This is a genomic window from Sphingobacterium sp. UBA5670, from assembly GCF_002420705.1.
Lineage (GTDB): Bacteria > Bacteroidota > Bacteroidia > Sphingobacteriales > Sphingobacteriaceae > Sphingobacterium.
Genome location: NZ_DIIM01000005.1, coordinates 71,390 through 89,977, shown reverse-complemented (window position 1 = coordinate 89,977; position 18,588 = coordinate 71,390). Strand labels below are relative to the sequence as shown.

18 protein-coding genes and 1 tRNA gene are annotated in these 18,588 nt (G+C 39.9%); 5 read left to right on the top strand and 14 right to left on the bottom strand.

Annotated elements, in window-relative coordinates; all coding sequences use genetic code 11:
• Positions 1-90: 90 nt before the first annotated feature.
• Entirely contained in the window at positions 91-1,761 is a 1,671-nt protein-coding gene (locus B3C94_RS05920; RefSeq protein ID WP_293900460.1) for a PspC domain-containing protein, read from the bottom strand.
• Positions 1,754-2,125 (bottom strand): PadR family transcriptional regulator, encoded by a 372-nt coding sequence (locus B3C94_RS05915; protein ID WP_046673104.1) that lies wholly within the window; start codon positions 2,123-2,125, stop codon positions 1,754-1,756. Before B3C94_RS05915 ends, B3C94_RS05920 begins: the two co-directional genes overlap by 8 nt.
• A gap of 154 nt (positions 2,126-2,279) precedes the next feature.
• Here B3C94_RS05915 and B3C94_RS05910 point away from each other — a divergent pair, with 154 nt between their 5' ends.
• Positions 2,280-2,663 (top strand): VanZ family protein, encoded by a 384-nt coding sequence (locus B3C94_RS05910; RefSeq protein ID WP_293900457.1) that lies wholly within the window; start codon positions 2,280-2,282, stop codon positions 2,661-2,663.
• Positions 2,664-2,827: 164 nt separating this feature from the next.
• Here B3C94_RS05910 and B3C94_RS05905 read toward each other — a convergent pair whose 3' ends face one another.
• From B3C94_RS05905 to B3C94_RS05880, 6 genes are all read right to left on the bottom strand, one after another.
• Positions 2,828-3,526: a ComF family protein gene (locus tag B3C94_RS05905; protein WP_293900454.1), complete on the bottom strand. Its 699-nt coding sequence runs from the start codon at positions 3,524-3,526 to the stop codon at positions 2,828-2,830.
• A gap of 41 nt (positions 3,527-3,567) precedes the next feature.
• Positions 3,568-4,668, bottom strand: a complete 1,101-nt coding sequence (gene rlmN, locus B3C94_RS05900; protein ID WP_414712639.1) for a 23S rRNA (adenine(2503)-C(2))-methyltransferase RlmN — start codon at positions 4,666-4,668, stop codon at positions 3,568-3,570.
• A 74-nt stretch (positions 4,669-4,742) separates the two neighbouring features.
• On the bottom strand, positions 4,743-5,324 hold the full coding sequence (locus B3C94_RS05895; protein ID WP_293900451.1) for a tRNA-(ms[2]io[6]A)-hydroxylase: 582 nt from the start codon (positions 5,322-5,324) through the stop codon (positions 4,743-4,745).
• Positions 5,325-5,395: 71 nt separating this feature from the next.
• A complete protein-coding gene (locus tag B3C94_RS05890) occupies positions 5,396-6,436 on the bottom strand; it encodes an Atu2307/SP_0267 family LLM class monooxygenase (protein ID WP_293900448.1) in 1,041 nt (346 codons plus the stop codon).
• Between the two features lie 173 nt (positions 6,437-6,609).
• Entirely contained in the window at positions 6,610-7,278 is a 669-nt protein-coding gene (locus B3C94_RS05885; RefSeq protein ID WP_293900445.1) for an AcvB/VirJ family lysyl-phosphatidylglycerol hydrolase, read from the bottom strand.
• Positions 7,279-7,299: 21 nt separating this feature from the next.
• Positions 7,300-9,894, bottom strand: coding sequence for a phosphatidylglycerol lysyltransferase domain-containing protein (locus B3C94_RS05880; protein ID WP_293900442.1), 2,595 nt, complete (start codon positions 9,892-9,894; stop codon positions 7,300-7,302).
• A 124-nt stretch (positions 9,895-10,018) separates the two neighbouring features.
• Between B3C94_RS05880 and B3C94_RS05875 the strand changes: the two genes are divergently transcribed.
• The gene (locus B3C94_RS05875) at positions 10,019-11,257 is read left to right on the top strand and encodes a glycosyltransferase (RefSeq protein WP_293900439.1); all 1,239 of its coding nucleotides are present in this window, start codon (positions 10,019-10,021) and stop codon (positions 11,255-11,257) included.
• A 10-nt stretch (positions 11,258-11,267) separates the two neighbouring features.
• Here the strand turns inward: B3C94_RS05875 and dcd are convergent, their stop codons facing one another.
• Positions 11,268-11,804, bottom strand: a complete 537-nt coding sequence (gene dcd, locus B3C94_RS05870; RefSeq protein WP_293900436.1) for a dCTP deaminase — start codon at positions 11,802-11,804, stop codon at positions 11,268-11,270.
• 119 nt (positions 11,805-11,923) lie between these two features.
• Here dcd and B3C94_RS05865 point away from each other — a divergent pair, with 119 nt between their 5' ends.
• Positions 11,924-12,565 (top strand): 4'-phosphopantetheinyl transferase family protein, encoded by a 642-nt coding sequence (locus B3C94_RS05865; RefSeq protein WP_293900433.1) that lies wholly within the window; start codon positions 11,924-11,926, stop codon positions 12,563-12,565.
• A 110-nt stretch (positions 12,566-12,675) separates the two neighbouring features.
• A tRNA-Glu gene (locus B3C94_RS05860) sits at positions 12,676-12,747 on the top strand.
• Positions 12,748-12,877: 130 nt separating this feature from the next.
• On the opposite strand, the gene B3C94_RS05855 is transcribed toward B3C94_RS05860, so the two are convergent.
• The 4 genes from B3C94_RS05855 to B3C94_RS05840 all read right to left on the bottom strand — a co-directional run bounded on the left by B3C94_RS05855 (position 12,878) and on the right by B3C94_RS05840 (position 16,545).
• Positions 12,878-14,224, bottom strand: coding sequence for an ankyrin repeat domain-containing protein (locus tag B3C94_RS05855; RefSeq protein ID WP_293900430.1), 1,347 nt, complete (start codon positions 14,222-14,224; stop codon positions 12,878-12,880).
• Positions 14,225-14,243: 19 nt separating this feature from the next.
• Positions 14,244-15,440: an ankyrin repeat domain-containing protein gene (locus B3C94_RS05850; protein WP_293900428.1), complete on the bottom strand. Its 1,197-nt coding sequence runs from the start codon at positions 15,438-15,440 to the stop codon at positions 14,244-14,246.
• 279 nt (positions 15,441-15,719) lie between these two features.
• Positions 15,720-16,049 (bottom strand): MFS transporter, encoded by a 330-nt coding sequence (locus tag B3C94_RS05845; RefSeq protein ID WP_293900426.1) that lies wholly within the window; start codon positions 16,047-16,049, stop codon positions 15,720-15,722.
• Positions 16,024-16,545 (bottom strand): MFS transporter, encoded by a 522-nt coding sequence (locus B3C94_RS05840; RefSeq protein ID WP_349679129.1) that lies wholly within the window; start codon positions 16,543-16,545, stop codon positions 16,024-16,026. The genes B3C94_RS05845 and B3C94_RS05840 overlap by 26 nt, the downstream gene beginning before the upstream one ends.
• A gap of 213 nt (positions 16,546-16,758) precedes the next feature.
• Here B3C94_RS05840 and B3C94_RS05835 point away from each other — a divergent pair, with 213 nt between their 5' ends.
• Entirely contained in the window at positions 16,759-17,655 is an 897-nt protein-coding gene (locus B3C94_RS05835) for an AraC family transcriptional regulator (protein ID WP_293900420.1), read from the top strand.
• Positions 17,656-17,808: 153 nt separating this feature from the next.
• On the opposite strand, the gene B3C94_RS05830 is transcribed toward B3C94_RS05835, so the two are convergent.
• On the bottom strand, positions 17,809-18,588 hold the full coding sequence (locus B3C94_RS05830; RefSeq protein ID WP_293900417.1) for an enoyl-CoA hydratase/isomerase family protein: 780 nt from the start codon (positions 18,586-18,588) through the stop codon (positions 17,809-17,811).

The window sequence follows — 18,588 nt, the reverse complement described above, 5'->3', positions numbered from 1 at the left end:
AAGCTTATCACACAACGTTCAGCGCTGTTTTCGATTGGTTACAGCTTCAATAATATGTCTTCCGACCGAAGGCGGAAGACATATTTTATATTATTTCTTTTTTGTCTCGATGGTAACACCATCTTTTTTGACATTGATAATTGTGTCCCTGCGGATAACAATAGAAGTATCATTTGCAACTACTTCATTTTCACTTGCGTTATGGTCTTCACTTTCATCGGAATCTCTTGGAGCTAAAGCACATTTCAGTCCAAGGGAAGTAACCACAAATTCAACATCCTTTACATCATTTAAATCTTCCTTATAGCGATCTCTGCACTCGTAGAATGAGATATCTCTTAATTTATCTTCCAGATGATCATTAATGACCAATTTTGTACCCACAGGAAGGAATAAGGTAATATTAACTTCCTGATCCCGATAAAGTTCGCCTTCATTCAATTGGAAAGCATTATCGAAGGTCAATAATGTACTATCCTGTCTCAAGGCATAATTAATTTTACCGGCTCTATCAGTGGCTGCTTTATATGTATTTCCTTTTGCCGAATACTCGTAGCGCACATAAGGTTCTTGCAAGGAGTCAATACGCTCAATTCGAATACGGATATTACGCCTCAAATAGGTTGAAACGTTTTCATTTTTAATACCGATATCACTTCTTACACCATTTTTTAATCGAATTACCCTGACGTCATTTTCATTCAAATAATAAATGTTTTGTTTTTGCAAGGGCTTCTCTTCAACGATCGTACTTGATTCTCTAAATTCTTTCGCTACAGATGTCGAATAATAAATAATCGCTCCAATCGATGCCAACCATACCAAGAATAAAGTCGTGGTCAAATAATTGTTCATCGGTTTTTTCTCGAAGAGAACACGGAGAAGCAAATAGAACAATCCAGCAAAAGGGATAAAAATGGCCAAGAAACCCGCGATCAAAGCGAAAGGTACATCACTCGGATTCATGAGGTAGAAAGGACCAGAATCGTCCATGACGTCAGGAATTACGTTCACAATAGCCAAGGCAAAGAAGATAAGCCCAATGATCAATCCGATGAGCGTCAACCCGACGATAATAACAAAGAATACACCGATGACTTTCACAAAGACCTGCAATAGTTTAGCAACACCATCACCGGTACGATCCATTCCCCTCGAAAAGGAATCCCTTACCCCGCTCATTTCTTCATCAAAAGAACGTTTGAAGTTCTGAATGTTCGGTGCTTCCCCACGCATTTCCATCTTATCTGCACGGGTTACAGCCAGCGGCATGACGATCCATAGGATGACATAGACAAGCACACCTGATCCCCCGATCACAACAAATAAAGCGAATAGTAACCTAACCCATTTAGCTTCGATGCCAAAAAAGTGCCCCAGTCCGCTACATACTCCGCTGAACACTTTGTCATCAGGGTCCCGCATCAACTTCTTCCCTACTTTAAAACCGTCTGCATTCGGCTGGCGCTGAAAAGACGCATAACCATCCTGATCTTCAGATTCGAAATCGCTGACGCTCCCCATTTGCTCTATAACAGCATTCACATCGTCCATATTCAGAACTTCTTTGCTGCCCGCCTGAATCTTTTCGGTAAACATCTCAGAAATACGATTCTCGATGTCTTCTAAAATCTCCTTACTATCTTCCGATTGTCCAAAGTGCTTCTTTATATCAATCATGTAGGAGCGAAGCACCTCATAAGCATCCTCTTCAATATGGAAGACGATACTATTTATGTTGATAATTATTGTCTTATTCATCGTTATTATCTTTAACTGGTTTAGTTGAATCATTGTTTCTACCCACCAATGACGTGTTTACAGCAAACACGAGCTCATTCCAGGTAACATCTAGCCGTGAAAGGACTTCTAACCCTTCTTGGGTGATTTCATAATATTTTCTAGGCGGACCTGAAGTCGACTCCTTCCATATATAGCTTAACAGTCCATTATTCTTTAGACGTGTTAAAAGCGGATATAAGGTTCCTTCCACAACCAATAATTGAGCTTTCTTCAGTTCGCTGATAATATCGGAGGCATAAATTTCTCCTCGAGAAATTATGGATAGGATACAATATTCAAGTATCCCCTTCCTCATTTGGATTTGTGTATTTTCAGCTATCATAACAATACAAAGATATATGTATTTTATGGTACCATGCAATACATAGTACCATACAAAACAAAACAATACAACTAAACAACTGATTTACAGTGTGATAATTTTTAAATAAATAATATTTTTATTTCTATCAGGAAATTTTTGGATATTTATCGCCATGATTAAAATCTTGCTAGACTATAAATGGTGTTTTATTTGGGCCATCATAGTTATTATCTTATGCACACTCCCAGGCAACAATTTTGATGCAGTCCCCGCCTATCCAGGTATGGATAAATTAGTTCATTGCGGTATGTTCTTTGTCTTCTGCACGCTATTGTACAATGGGGTGATCCAACAATTTAGCGGCAAACCAACCCGCTGGCTTCCAGTCTTTATTGTTTCTATCCTCGGATTTTTATTTGCAGGGCTGACAGAATTACTTCAGCTTTATATCTTTACTTATCGCAGCGGTGACTGGTGGGATTTATTTGCAGACACGATCGGAATAGGTATGGCAGGATTCGCCTATCTCTTAAACTTTGTCAACAGACGGAACTAAGCTTTCTATGGAAGTCCTTTTGACATCGTCATTTCTATTGAAGGTAAACACCCCGAATATATAAGTTCCCCAAATTATTGGGACTCACTTTATCCGGACGGATTATGGGTTCTATTTCTCATGATAATTAAATGAATTCATGTCCTATGGGATAGCATGATCGGCTAGGCTCTTGCCAAAGTAACAATAGATACCCGACAATCAAAAGAAGCCAGAAGCGTTAATGCTGCTGAAACAATTGTTGCACCTGTTGTCAACACATCGTCCACCAGTAAAATGTGCACATTAGCCATTAGTACAGTGGGCTGGCAATCGAAGACATCGTTTACATTTTCGTACCGGTCGAGCCGCCCTTTACCTGTCTGGCTAATTGTCGCTTTCTTTCTGATCAAAATATCTTCCCGTAAAGGGATTTCCATCGCTCTGGACAATCCCCTGCCGAAGTAAGTGGATTGATTGTATCCTCTTTTTCGGAATTTGCTACTGTGCAGCGGGACGGGAACAATAAAATCTATGCCTTGGTACGCCTGTACTTTTAGTAATTTTAAGCCGTATTGATAGCCAAAATATTCGGCTAGGAAAGGCTGTTTATTATATTTGATCTGATAAATTAGATGCTCGACGCGACTATCTTTTTGCAACAAAAAGAAAGAACAGGCCTCTTCCACAGGAGCTTTTCCCCATAGTTGCCTAGCTGTATCATTGTCTGAGTACTCGTGAAAGTTGGTGTAAGGCAAATGGAAATCGCATGCTATACAAATAAACTTTTCCTGATATTTAAGCACACAACCGCAACAGCCACATTCTCTCGGAAAAAATATAGATACAAAATCACCAAAAAGCTTATTTAATTCGGTTTTCATCTGGTTAATTCTCCTATTAAAGATAGGAACAATTGACCAGATTAAGCTTCGGATTCCTCTTTTTTCTTATCCTTGATGGCTAATTGTCCACAGGCAGCATCAATATCTTTGCCACGGCTACGTCTTACATTCGTAATGATCCCCTGACTTTTAAGATAATTTGCAAACACTTCGATTTTATCAGCTTCGGCATTCAAAAAATCTGCCAGTGCAATAGGATTATATTCAATCAGATTGACTTTACAAGGAACATGTTTACAGAACTTAGCAAGCTCTTTTGCATCCTCCAATTCATCATTGAAATTGTTAAAGACAATATATTCGAATGTGATTGGGTTCTTTGTCTTGGCATAAAAATATTTGAGGGCCTCGGCCAGTGCTTTGAGCGAGTTCTGCTCATTGATAGGCATAATCTCATTCCGTTTTTTATCATTTGCAGCATGCAAAGAAAGCGCGAGGTTAAAACGCACCTGATCATCTCCAAGTTTCTTAATCATTTTTGCGATGCCAGCGGTGGAAACAGTAATTCGTTTCGCAGCCATATTCAATCCGTCTGGAGCTGTAATACGCTCAACAGACTTCATCATATTCGCATAGTTCAACAGGGGTTCTCCCATTCCCATATAAACAATATTTGTCAATGGTTGGCCATAGTTTTCTTCTGCCTGTTTACTGATCAGAACCACCTGATCATAAATCTCATCTGCATTGAGGTTTCTTTTGCGATCCATATATCCTGTTGCGCAAAACTTACAGGTCAAGCTACAGCCTACTTGTGAGCTTACACAAGCAGTCATTCGCTCTGGAGCCGGTATCAACACCCCCTCAATAATATTGTTGTCATACAGCCAAAAACTACTTTTAATTGTTTTATCAGAGCTGATTTGGGATTCTTTAACTGTAACTGCGTTAATCGTAAAATTCTCTTTCAGCTTCTCGCGGAGGGGCTTACTCAGATTACTCATCTGATCAAAATCTACACAGGACTTTACCCAAAGCCATTCATAAATCTGCTTTGCACGAAAGCCTTGCTCCCCCAACGCTATAAGTTGATCTTTGATCTGTTCCAAAGACAAACTCCTGATATCTATTATTTTACTTTTTTCAATCACGGTACAAAGATAAGAATAATTAAGTGACAAAAAATCCCGTTCTAAGAAATAGAACGGGACAACTGTTATGTATGTGTTTTAAAATAGGTAGGAGCGAGATCCTGTTAGCCATGAATGGCCTCTTTACTTCCGTATGACTGAATCAGCTCCCCTTCAAAATCCAACCACTCCTTCCAACGCTTTTCAACATCAACATCTACGGTATATTTACGTGCAAAATTTAAAAATGTAGTATAATGATTTGCTTCAGAAACCATTAAATCATGGTAAAACTTTGCCAATTCTTTATCTTGAATATTTTGCGACAAAACTCTAAAACGCTCACAACTACGGGCTTCAATCATCGCCGCAAATAATAAACGATCTATAAAAGCCATATTACGGCTCCCGTCTTTTTTAGAGAATTTCATCAATTGACCCACATAATCATCTTTGCGTTCACGGCCTAATGTATAACCGCGTTCTTTGATGATATCAATCACCATCTTAAAATGTTCCATTTCTTCGATAGCGATTGCTGTCAGTTCATGTACTAAATCTTCGTGCTCTGAATTGTTTGTAATTAATGATATTGCATTTGAAGCAGCCTTTTGTTCACACCATGCATGATCTGTCAAAATCTCCTCTAAATTACCTTCTGCGATGTTTGCCCATCGCGGATCTGTCAATAACTTTAATCCAAGCATCTTACTCTCTAAAATGATTTATACCACAAAGGTAGCGAATATCTGAATGTTAAAAAAATGATAATGTTTCTTTAGGCACCTTTGTGAAGCGCCTTTCTAATTTCCGGCGCTATTTTTTCACCATAAATCTCTATAGATCGCAACATTTCTTTATGTCCTGGAGCACCCACATCCATATGAGCAGAGAAACGTGTCAATCCAAACTTCTCATGTATTTGCAAGATTTTATCTACAGCATAAGCAGCGTCCCCCACAATTAGGTGCCCTCTTGAAGATCTTCCAAAGTCATATTGTGTGCGTTGGTATGGAGGCCAACCACGACTTGCTCCTATACGGTCCATCTGTGCAGAATAAATCGGATAATAGTAATCTGCCACCTGAGCATTGTTTTCACCAAAGAACGCATGCATGTGCACACCTACTTGAAAGTTAGCCATATCATGTCCATTGTCCTCGTAAGCTTGACGATACATTTCAAACAAATGATCGAAGCTCTCGTACATACCGCCAATGATTGCGAACATCACAGGCAAGCCCAATTTCCCAGCGCGGATAACCGAAGAAGTTGTCCCCCCTACAGCCACCCAAATTGGTAGCGTTCCATTTTTAGGCCGAGGAAAAACTTCTTGATTGATTAATGGCGCTCTAAAATTTCCTTTCCAAGTTATCGGATTTTGCTTATTCAAACAAAGCAAAAGCTCAAGTTTCTCTTCAAACAACTCGGAATAATCTTTCAAATCATAACCAAATAAAGGGAAGGATTCAATGAAGGATCCTCTTCCAGCCATGAGCTCAGCGCGTCCATTGGATAAAAGGTCGACGGTAGCAAAATCCTGGAACAATTTGACTGGATCAGCAGAACTCAATACCGAAACAGCGCTGCCCAATTTAATATTTTTCGTAACGGTAGAAGCAGCGGCCAAGATAATTTCAGGCGCTGCAACAGCATAATCTGCCCGATGATGTTCGCCTATTCCAAAGAAATCCAGTCCCACTTGATCCATAAGTTTGATCTCTTCAATAATTTCTTTCATTCTATCTTGTGCAGCCTGGATCTGCCCTGTAACAGGATCTATCCTGGAGTCGCCAAACATTCCTATTCCTAATTCCATTTTTGTCTATTTAAATTCTATATCAAAATTACCATCTTCTTTCTTCAATTTATTTGATCTAGGATAAGAAATATGAGATTTTAAAGTCCTTCAAGTTCATAAAAAAGTAAATCGCTGTTTGAATCCTCAAATTAAATTCTCATTAAGAGCCCCACAAAGAAAGAGCTGAATGTTTAGAAGAGTGCGACAATATTCTTAGCGACCTGCTCTTCGTTACCACTAAAATGATGTCCCCCAGCAAGGTGTTTTTTTGTAAAATTCTTGAGTGTTATCTTTTGTATTGGGAAGTCAGCCTCATCATCGCCAAGGATTAACCCCATTTTGATGCCTTCCATACGATTAATCTCATCAACAACATCAAGGCTGCGCTTTGTATTGCTCCGCCCCAAAATATCGGCGATATGGATCTCCAGATCTGTCGATACCGATGGCTCCAATAACACAATGCTTTTGACATTTTTTTTAACGCCGGGATCTAGCCGGTTGATAATAAAGGGCACTGCATCTGCCCCAAAGGAATATCCTACAACAAAAAGACGCGTGTTTTGTCGCGAAGACAGCAAATTTTTGAGAGTATTCGAAACATCAGCAGCAATCTCTTTTGGGCTTTTCTTCTTCCAGAAATAATTTTTAGAATCAATAGCGGCAACTGTATATCCGGCCCCAGCAATCAGCTCACAGAGTTTGTTTGAGAACGAATTGAAACCGCCATCTCCACTCAAATAGAGCACCAAAGGCAGTATGGCTTTATTATTCCAATATTTCATGTCAATCAAACGTTGTTGTGCAAAAGCATGAAATGCTATGCTCCCAATTATAAATAACGTAGTTAATTTTTTCATCTGTACGAGAGCTCTATCAACCTATTCATACGGTTTCATCACTTTGACCAATGCTACAGGAAGCTGTATAAGATCAAAGTCATTATCAAATATAAGGTATTTATTTTCCCAAAATGTCGCATACTTCTCCTTAAAGTCGCGCAGGCTATGGTAATGCTTGAAGTTTCCCAATCGCGTCGACGCAAACTTCATTATTTTTTCGGCCGGACTGTCCGTTGACCCCAGGCCTGTCATTGGTACCATTCCCAAATTCAGGTAGACATACTGTTTTTGTTTAGCATAGTTGATAAGCTCAACAATCAACGCGTCCATACTTCCGCCTGGGGCCTCTAGAGACTTTCTGATCATATCATAAGTACACTCATCTTTCGCGTAGTCGGGAACAATATTCAAAAATGCTACGATTTGATTTGTATCATTTTTCAGCACAATAATATCCTGCGAGATCAACTCCCTTTCGTCAAACATGCCTTGCGAAAAAACCATTTCCTTTTTATCAAATTCTTTTAGCCATTCGTTGGAGATAACCTTAAGCTGATCGATAATTTCCCTTGTTTGAGGAGCTTTCAAGACTTCTGTCGTAAACCCCTTTTTTTGAATTGCGTTCAGCCCATTACGTAATGATTTACGGTCTTTCCCCTCGAGCTTAAATGCATCTAATTCTAATACGGCCTCCTGCCCAATGGTGATCTTCTGTTTACGTAGTGATGAAAAATGAACCAAACTATTTTCATCAACGCGATAATAAATGGCTTTTAATCCATTTGCATAACAGTATTCATCAAACTCCTGAACCAGCTCTTCCTTATCCCCTTGTTCGCAGACAGGCTCATCTAGAACGATTGCAAACTCGTTTGCCAGACGATAAGCTGTGAAGCCCTCCGATACTTCTGAAAAGAACAGACTCTTATCTTTTCCCAATTTAAAGAAGTCCATCGGAGATTGCCCAAACTCAAGCAATAATTGTTCTGCCCTTTCGATTTCAGACTTACTAGAATCTTCATCATCAATCAGACGAGGACGCGCAAGTGCGTAAATCAACAGAAACCAGCAGAAAAGTCCCAAAACTTGTGTGATCCGCAGAAACTCCTGTCCAAAAGCCGTTTGGGGCATCAGTTCATCATCTGAAAATAGCAAGAAACTTCGCGCAGTATGGTAAATTGATTGTCGCCAGGTAAAGTCTAAACCAAAATGCTGTTTATCAATAAAATTAAAACTCAATACATCAAATAGGCAGATCGCTATCAAGGCCACAAAAAAGGTAATAAATCCAATTCTTACCCAACGAATATTACTTTTGATCCGATATTGCTTATAGCTTATCGCCAATAAAACCAAGGTCAGTAACGCTACTGAGGCCTCTTCATAGTCCAAAGCTTTAAACACATGCCCAAAAAACGACAGCGCACTAAAAACCACAGCAATCCAAAATGCGATCCGAAAACCTTTAATTAAATAGGCCGAAGTAACCAATAACCCCAAACCCAAAACCAAAACCATGAACTTAGAAGCATGAATGGCTTCTAAAGGCAAATAAAAACGATCAAGTTTCATCCTGTCCGCCAAAGGCGGTGTCAATACAGAGACGAGATTCACCATTCCTAAGAAAAAGATCAGCAGTGCAGGTCCAATACGGGCCAGCAGCTGTTTTCCACGCCATGCGAATGCCAGAAGTCCCAAAATTAACGGGAGCCAAAACTCAAACGCGCGGTATAGAATAGTAATGCCCAGTCCTTCTGCCTGTGAATAACCATATGCTTTAAAAATATACAGCATAGTCAGCTCAACCGCCCCAAGTCCTCGTAGAAAAGGAGAAACAATCATCAACACGACCGAAACAGTATAAGCAATAGCCGCAGCCTCAAAAGAGTGGTCTAAACCAAGGGCATACATGCTCACAAATGCGTGCGCGATACCGCAGCATTCGACGACCATGGATGCGAACATGGTACCGAACAAATATTTTAACTTGACCTCCCCTGAGAATATTTCATCGATATTAGAAGCTACAGCAGGAAATTTTAATTCGACCCAGCGATAGATACCTTTGTGCGTTCGAAAAGACCATACGAGCCAAAATACGACCCCCAGAAGCAGTCCCAAAACCAGCAATGAAATCCAGGCATCCCCAAAATTTTTGTTATGCCAGACTGTGTACAATATCACGGGCACACCAATCAAAAAGACCGTTAGCAACCCAACGTAGCCATATAAAGCCCCTGCTTGGTGAATTTGGGTCGTATTTAAATTCCTTTTCCGCAACTGCGTTGTAGTATATGCCAAAGAACTAATCCCTCCTGCAGGCAGAAACACACTGAGTAGATTCCGTTTCAAGAACAGGTCAATTGCAATCCTCAGATTAATGGAAAGGCCGATCGCCTTAAAGCTCTGTACATACATTAATCCCTGAAGAACAATGTATACTAACGTAATCCCGACGCCGACTGCAACCCAGGTTAGATTGGACGCCCGCAATTGCGGAATAATTGCAGCAAGCTCCTTCCTTTCATTTCTAAAAAATACAAAGGCCAATAAGATAACCAAAACGGCTATTAGTTCCTTCCAATAGGTCTTTGGTGAAAAATGTTGAATCCGTTGAGCAATAGTTTTGGCCATATGGTCGTTAATAATAAATAACCTTGAAGTATATTATAAACACTAAAATAAAGCTAATCGTTTGAAAATGACTAATTGTTAATTTTTCGTCAATTCTTTTCACATTAATCAGTAATTTTCCAGCATGAAAGATAAAAAGGTTTTGTTCATCGGACTTGTGTGGCCAGAGCCAACATCTTCTGCTGCGGGTTTTCGCATGATGCAATTAATTGACACGTTCATCAATCGCTCTTATCATATTACATTTGCTTCAGCTGCTGCCAAATCGCCCTATAGCGCCGCTTTGCAGTCTCTCGGAATACATGAACAGGCAATTGTACTCAATAGCAACAGCTTTGACGAGTTCATTGCTAAACTACAGCCCGATATTGTTGTTTTTGATCGTTTTATGGTTGAAGAACAATATGGTTGGCGTGTCGCCCAGCATTGTCCAAATGCACTCCGTGTACTCGACACGGAAGATCTACATTTTCTGCGACAAGCGAGACATACCTGCGTTAAAAATAAAGGAGACTTCTCTTTTCAAGAATTGTTTACCGATACTGCTAAACGGGAAATAGCCTCGATTCTACGCTGCGATCTATCATTGATTATTTCCGAATCGGAAATGAAGCTCCTCATCGAAGTCTTTCGAATTTCACCCGATATCCTTTATTATCTTCCATTCCTCGAAAATGAAATCGGTTCAACCGAAATTAAACAATGGAAAACATTCGGAGAACGCAAGAACTTACTATTTATCGGAAACTTTATTCATGAGCCGAATTGGCATACGGTACAATATCTAAAAACCCAAATCTGGCCACACTTAAGAAAGCTGCTGCCTCAGGTTGAACTCCATATTTATGGCGCTTATGCAACACAAAAGGTCCTTCAATTAAACAATCCAAAAGAAAACTTCTTCATTAAAGGCAGAGCAGAATCAGCGCGGCTTACGATGGAGAACTACCGTCTACTGGTCGCCCCGATCCAATTCGGAGCTGGAGTCAAAGGAAAGTTCATCGACGCCATGCAGACAGGCACACCATCCATCACCACAACAGTTGGAGCGGAAGCCATGAAAGGTAATTTAGCCTGGAATGGTTTTATCGAAGATAATCCCGAAGCCTTCTGCCGAAAAACCGCTGAACTATATGAAAATGAGAACCTCTGGAACACAGCACAAGCACATGGCATCCGTATCATAAACGAACGTTACGAAAAACAAAAGTACCAATCGGACTTTATGACGAACCTATCATTACTAAAAGTACAGATTGATAGGCATCGACAACAAAACTTTATTAGTCAGATCTTATTGCATCACACGATGCAAAGCACAAAATATATGTCCCTATGGATTGAAGAAAAGAATAAATTTTAATATTTCCGCATCAGAAATTATTCTTCCACATCATAGATTCCACCGGACGGATCGTCTTACCATTGTATTTTGCATTACCTTTGGTATTATAGAATGTCTCAATATCCCCTTCTACGGCAAAATAAATCAATTGACCGATAGGCATTCCTGCATAAACCCTCACAGGTTGCGCAACAGAAATCTCTAAAGTCCAGGTATTGCAGAATCCCACATCCCCCTTACCAGCTGTTGCATGGATATCGATTCCCAAACGGCCTGTACTAGATTTCCCTTCCAAAAAAGGCACATGCTTATGTGTTTCGGTATACTCTTGAGTAACACCTAAATAAAGAGTATTTGGTTCCAAAACATACCCTTCTTCCGGTATTTCAAAATGTTGAATTTCGTTGTGTTTCTTGGCGTCCAGTACACGATCTGCATACGTTGCCAAATATTTTCCCAGATGCACGTCATAGGAATTTGTTCCTAAACATTTACGGTCAAATGGTTGAATGACAATACTGCCATTTTCAATCTCCTCGAGAATTCTTTTATCAGATAAAATCATGTGTATCAAAATAGCTAAAGCATCAGGCAATGCTATACAAATTCAAAAATACAGTTCTCTCCGTAATTTTACTTCATTTTTCAAAACAAAAATCTGCAATTTGTTTTTTAAATTTGGGTATGAGTCTAGTGTATCTACGTGAAATTGATCATCAAACCAAATTTGCGATTTGGCGGATTGAAGAATCGGATGACGACTTACTGTCGAAACTTCAATTGGATGAACGCGAAAAAGCTAAATTGGCCACCTTCAATAAAGGAAAAAGAAGGTTGCACTGGCTTGCAACGCGTGTACTACTCCGCACCCTGTTAAACACGTCACGCTACATCGAATGTCCTTCTGATTCAAATGGCAAGCCCTATCTTGCTAATTTTCCGCAAAAAATATCCCTTTCGCACTCATTTGATTATGCGGCGGCCATGATCAGTACAAAAGGAGAGGTTGGTATTGATATGGAAATCATTAAAACAAAAGTGGAACGTATCCAACATAAATTCTTAAAACCAGCCGAGCTCGCTTTTATCAAGCAGGATGAGAGCCGATACGAACAGCTTTATGCCTGTTGGTGTGCCAAAGAAGCAATCTATAAACTTCAAGGAAACGCGGGTGTTTCCTTTTTGAATAATATGAGGATACAGCCGTTCGAGTATCAAACACAAGGGATATTAAAACTTGAACTCGACAGCAATCAAAATACGCATATTTTCGAAGTTCATTATGAAAAATTCAACGAATATATGCTAGCCTACGCTGTAGAATAGGAGTTTGAAAAAAATAATTTTTCTCAATTTCAATGAATTAGCACACGTAGAGCACTTTTTTTTTGTGCTTTTTGAAAAAGCTTCTATATTTGCATCATCGAAAACGATATGGCCCGTTCGTCTAGGGGTTAGGACGCAAGATTTTCATTCTTGAAACAGGGGTTCGATTCCCCTACGGGCTACAAAAAAGCGACTTCAAAGAGTCGCTTTTTTTTATTTATAGATTTATAGACTGAATTGCTGCTTTGCATAAAATCGTGCGGAAAAGCACGACATTTTCCGCCTCCGAAAAAATTACACTGAGTTCTAAATTCAGGACGCTAAAATTTTCGTCTTCTCCGAATCAAATTCTTCCTGATTGATAATTCCTGCGTCCAACAGCTCTTTCAGATCAAATAAAGCCTGCTTTTTACCTGCCATATCCATTCCTGCCGACGCTTCAGAAAGTGTCTTTTTCCCTGAGTTGACCGGACCATCCTCAACAATATTGGTTTTTGCTCCGAAGTCGATCAATAAAGCTGTTATCTCGTTATAACCTTGCATATTGGAATAATCGATCGCTTTCTGTTCCAATACGTTCGTTATATCTGTAGCTGCTCCGTGAGATAAGAGATAACGCAGCACATCTTTTTTACCATAGGCCGCCGCATAATGAAGAGCGGTATTGCCAGAAGCATCCTGTTTATCGATTGTTGCGCCGCAATCTAAAAGCTGTTTGACCAAGGAAAGATATCCCATCTTTGTTGCCGTATGTAATAAGGTCTCCCCCGCATAATGAGGTTCAAACCCAAGTATAAAGGTACGGCTACCTGTTCGCTGGATCAACTTTTCTAAATATTTACCATCTTTTCCATCAAAAGAATCTACGGGACGCGCATAGTCTGCAGAGAGCCCTTTTTCCAGAAATAGAGCGAGGAGTTCCTTTTGATTGCTGTTACAGACATACCACACAGGAGAAATTCCTTCAGCAGATTCTTTAAAGATATCGCTTCCCTGCTCCAACAGTTTCTGTGCCAGCATACGGTTGCCCATTTTTACCGCAAGCAACAAAGGCCCTTCACTCAAGTCATTTAATAAATTCACTGCCGCACCGTGATCCAATAGGATATTTACAATTGGCACAGATCCCAACGCTACTGCCAAATTTAAGGGCGAATTTCCATCTTTATCTGTTGCATCCACATGAGCACCTTGTGCTGCCAGCAGTTGTACCAAAGGTGGATATTTGGCTTTTACAGCCATCAATAAAGGTGATTCAGCGGCATTATTTAATGCATTTACATCCAGCCCCCGGGCAATCAATTTTTCAGCCATCTCCTGCTGTCCCGTCTGTGCCGCAATATGCAATAGACTATTTCCTAAAAAATCATTGATCTGTATATTAGCGTCATTCTCCAGTAAGTAGACTGCTGTTTGCTTCTGCTTTTGCAACAGGGCAAAATATAAAGGTGTTTCGCCGCGATGATCCTCATAGTCCAATATAGCGCCGGCCTCAACTAACTTCTTCACCAAATCCAAATAACCCCGATGCGCAGCATAATGTAATGCAGTACGCCCATTTTCATCCGTGTAGGATACATCGACTTGATTTTTCTCCAATAATATTTCCGCAATCTTGCGTTTGCCACTTTCGCAAGCAATTATAAATGATTGAGACATAATAATTTTCTATCCGTATTTATTGTTTTAATAGCCATTCGACTGTCTTTACCTTGATATTATCCTCCATAGCATAATCGACAGCCTTTTTATCCGCTATATTTTCCACCTGAGGATCAATTCCTTCCTCGACAAGATATCTTACCTTTTTGTAAAGATCTCTAGCTTTATTTTCATCATAATTGAGATCCACTTGGCAGACTTTATGTAGTAGCGTATTTCCCTCGTTATCCACGTAGCTAAGATCTAAATATCCTTTGTCTACAACTGCCTGTAAAACGTTGACTGACTTCTCTGCCAGCCAGTCAACGCCTGTTTTCTCTTTCTGATACCAAAGTGATGCAGCAGTTAGATCCGCCCCCTGCTCCAAAAGCAAAATCAGAACGCTCATATTCGTTTCGCTGTCCGTATGCATCATTCGGAGGAATGCATTGAGCAAGTTTTCCCCTTGTTTATTGACACTATGAAAATCTGGTATTCCATAACGGAGAAGCGCTGCTAACAGATCTGAATTAAAATGCCTTACAGCGGCATAATAAAAGGCACTTTCACCATGCCAATCCTTCAGACTTGGATCCGCCCCTGCATCCAGCAACTTAATCACAACTTCTGTTTTCAACGTATCGACGGCCATATGTAATGCCGTTTTCTGTTCTACACTTCCAATATTGGGATCAATACCTTCTGCTAATAACCAATCTATCAGTTCAGCAACACGATCCGCTTGCTGCATACGCAAATTACAAACTTTAAAAAGAAATGTTTGTCCATATTGATCCATACGCTGTATATCTGCGCCAGCATCAACAAAAACTTTTAGTATGGGAATAGCAATATTCTCCTGTAGAGCATATTCAAACAAGGTAATCCCGCCTACCTCTTCATTGATGTCATCAAGCTGTTCCAAATACCCTTTTAACCAAATTAGATAATTTTCAAATTGCCCTTCTAATGCTATCTGAGGTTTTAGCAAGGTACTGATCACTGTTGTGCTAAAGCGATCGTAATCATACAAGTCCGTTGAGATTAGCCCTTTGCCTATAAATTTATCCAGGATCCCATAATGATGGGATCTAATCAATTGACTAACGACATTATTCAATTCGTAATCGTAAAACTCAATTCTACCATTTGCTGCCGCAAGGATCTGTTCCATCTCGGCGATATCACCTTTACGTGAAGATTCGGCAAGTGCTCTTAACTCGTTATTTGTCATTTTTTACTTCTATTAATCTAAAGAAAAGAAAGTAATGTGGTTCAAGTAAAAACGAGTTAACTAAAAAAATAGTATGAATCATATCTGATAATGACAATAAAATCAATACAAGCTTCATGGTAGAATAGAACATAAAAAAGTCACTCCATATTTATGGAGTGACCATAACTTACCAGATTTCAAGTTGCTATGCTTGCAACTCTAAAACGAACGATGTCGAATGCATGTAATTATAACCCCTTGACATAGACCTCCGCAATAGCAGATGAAGGCGGTCGATTACTTTCTGTTACCATACATTTTAAGTAACGTATACCCTGCTGCTATAAAAATCTCCTGGGCATAATTGAAAATAACGTTAATCCCACACCACTGCTGAAAGACTGCTATAAAGCTTCCCAACAATAGCAGACGAAACAGCTTACCCCGAAAAAGATTTCTCGTCCCTGCTCTATATGAGTTTAGGTTTGCGGCCTCTGCAATCGCACACATATTATCTGCCGCATACTGCTCTCCGCCCATGCGGGGAAACACGCGCTGTGCCTTCTCATGCTTCCCCTTGTTATATAACCAGCGCCGGCTTTCAGGAATTAAGAAAAGTAGAATCAAAAAAACGATAGCTGGAATAGCCTCTGCCCGAAACATCCATCTCCATCCCCCCCTGCCAATTCCAACTTTCTAAAATCGGTTGTCCTTCCAACACCGGCTTAGCAATCAGCCAATTGACCACCTGCGCAGCGAGTATCCCCAATACAATGGTTAATTGGTTGACAGAAACAAACTTCCCCCGACTTTCTGCTGGAGCAATTTCTGCTATATACATCGGAGCCAAATTAGATGCCACACCGATACCCACACCAACCAAAATCCGATAAATAATAAAGTTATCAAGTTCGGATGCCATACCGGTTCCCAATGCAGAAAGAATAAATAAAATCGCTGCGGTATAAATCAACGGCTTTTTGCCATAGCGATCAGCCAGTCCGCCTGAAAGTAATACGCCGATAAAGCTTCCTACAATAGCCGAAGACATCGCCCAGCCCTGAAGCGCAACGTTGGACTCCAAATGAAAATAGGCTTCATAAAAGGGCTTTGCGCCGCCAATAACGACTCAATCACATCCAAATAGAAATCCACCAATGGCGGCCACAAAGGTGATCAATAGCAAATAGGTTGTCGCTGTCTTTTTGCATAAGAGTTTACATATTTAGATTTACTTAGGTAAAATTAATGGAATACTTGCTGACAATCATGTAAGTGAACATGATAAACATGTAAAATATTACTATTTTTAGAAATAAAACCAAAAATAAACTCGATGATGAAACAAAATATAGATGTAATTGCAGAAGGTTTCAAAGGGGAAAAAGCGATTGTCTTACCTTACGCTGTGTGCAGCTACCAAACAGGCAACAACATTACCTCAAAATTATTTACCACACATATCGGCTATTATCCAAATGCAAAAAGACACTATCGCGATCGTCAGGAGGGCTGTAAAGAATATATTCTGATTTATTGCGAAAAGGGCAGCGGCTGGATAAAACAAGGTGAAACGACGCATAATCTCTCCAGAAACGATGTTTACATCATCCCAAGAGACATTCCGCATTGCTATGGAGCGAAATCAAATGATCCCTGGAGCATTTATTGGATTCACTTCGATGGTACAGACGCCCCTCTTTTTGAACACATCATGGGGAAGATCATCCGTATCGATGATGCTGATTCAAATAAGCATGCAAATCGTCTCCAGCTCTTTGAAAGCATCTATAAGAATCTGGAGATGGGATATAGTCCTGAGAATTTAGAATATACAAGCTTTTGCTTCCAATACTTTTTGGCATCGATTAAGTATCAGACACAATTTAGAGAAAGTAACCGGATTCAAGTCGATAATATCATCCAGGACATCATCATATTTATGAAAGACAATATGGAAAACAACATCAATTTAGATCAAATAGCAGATCATTTCAGCTATTCTAAATCACATCTCATTCACTTGTTCAAACAGAAAACATCTTACCCCCCAATTGTGTATTACAATCAATTACGGATGCAGAGAGCCTGTTCGTATCTCCAATTCACATTACTTAAGATTAAAGAAATTGCATTTAAACTCCACTTTTATGATCCTTTTCATTTTTCAAAGGCATTTACGCGCGAAATGAAAATGTCACCACAAGAATATCGCAAGAAATATCAGAAATAATCTCGCTAACTTTTGAAATCTTGATTTATAAACGATCTAATTCAAATAAGCAATTGGTCCCCAATCTAACCTTTTTAACTTTACCAATCAATCTCAGCATTCAAGCGTGAGCCTGCTAATACGCAACGTATGGCAACCAGCATAGTGCTGTTGTCATTCAAAATTGGGTATCCTCTTCGCTAAAAATGCCGACACACCTTCTTTGAAATCTTCCGTTCCGAACAAATGTCCAAAGGCATCCATTTCCACCTTATTCCCATTTTGTTGTTTGTCTTCAGCTGCGTTAATAGCTTCAATGGCATTTGTCACCGCAACACGGGAGCGCGTAAATATCTTTTGAAGTATTTCCTCCGCACGGGAGATTAACTTATCCTGGGGGATCACCTCATTTACTAGACCAATCGCATGTGCTTGCTGCGCATCGATCATATCTCCTGTTAAAATCATTTGCATGGCCTGCCCTTTTCCGACTAGTTTGGGCAAACGCTGAGTACCGCCATACCCCGGAATCAACCCCAATGAAACCTCAGGAAGTCCCATTTTCGCATTTTCAGAAGCGATCCGAATATGACAGGCTAACGCTAACTCAAGACCTCCGCCCAAAGCATATCCATTTATAGCTGCAATAACGGGCTTGGGAGCACTCTCAATAAGATCTGAAAAAATAATATGCCCTCTTTCGCTAAGCCATCGCGCTTGAATTACCGATAGATCCATAAACTCCTTAATATCTGCACCGGCAGCAAAAGCCTTTTGCCCAGCACCGGTTAAGATAATACCCCGAACATGGTTATCAGAATTGAAATGCTTAAAGATGTCTTGCAATTCGTCGAGTGTTTCCTGATTCAAAGCATTCAGCTGCGGTTCGCGATTGATGATGACATAGCCAATGCTGTCTTTAACGGCGTACTTTAAATTTGAATATTGGACCAT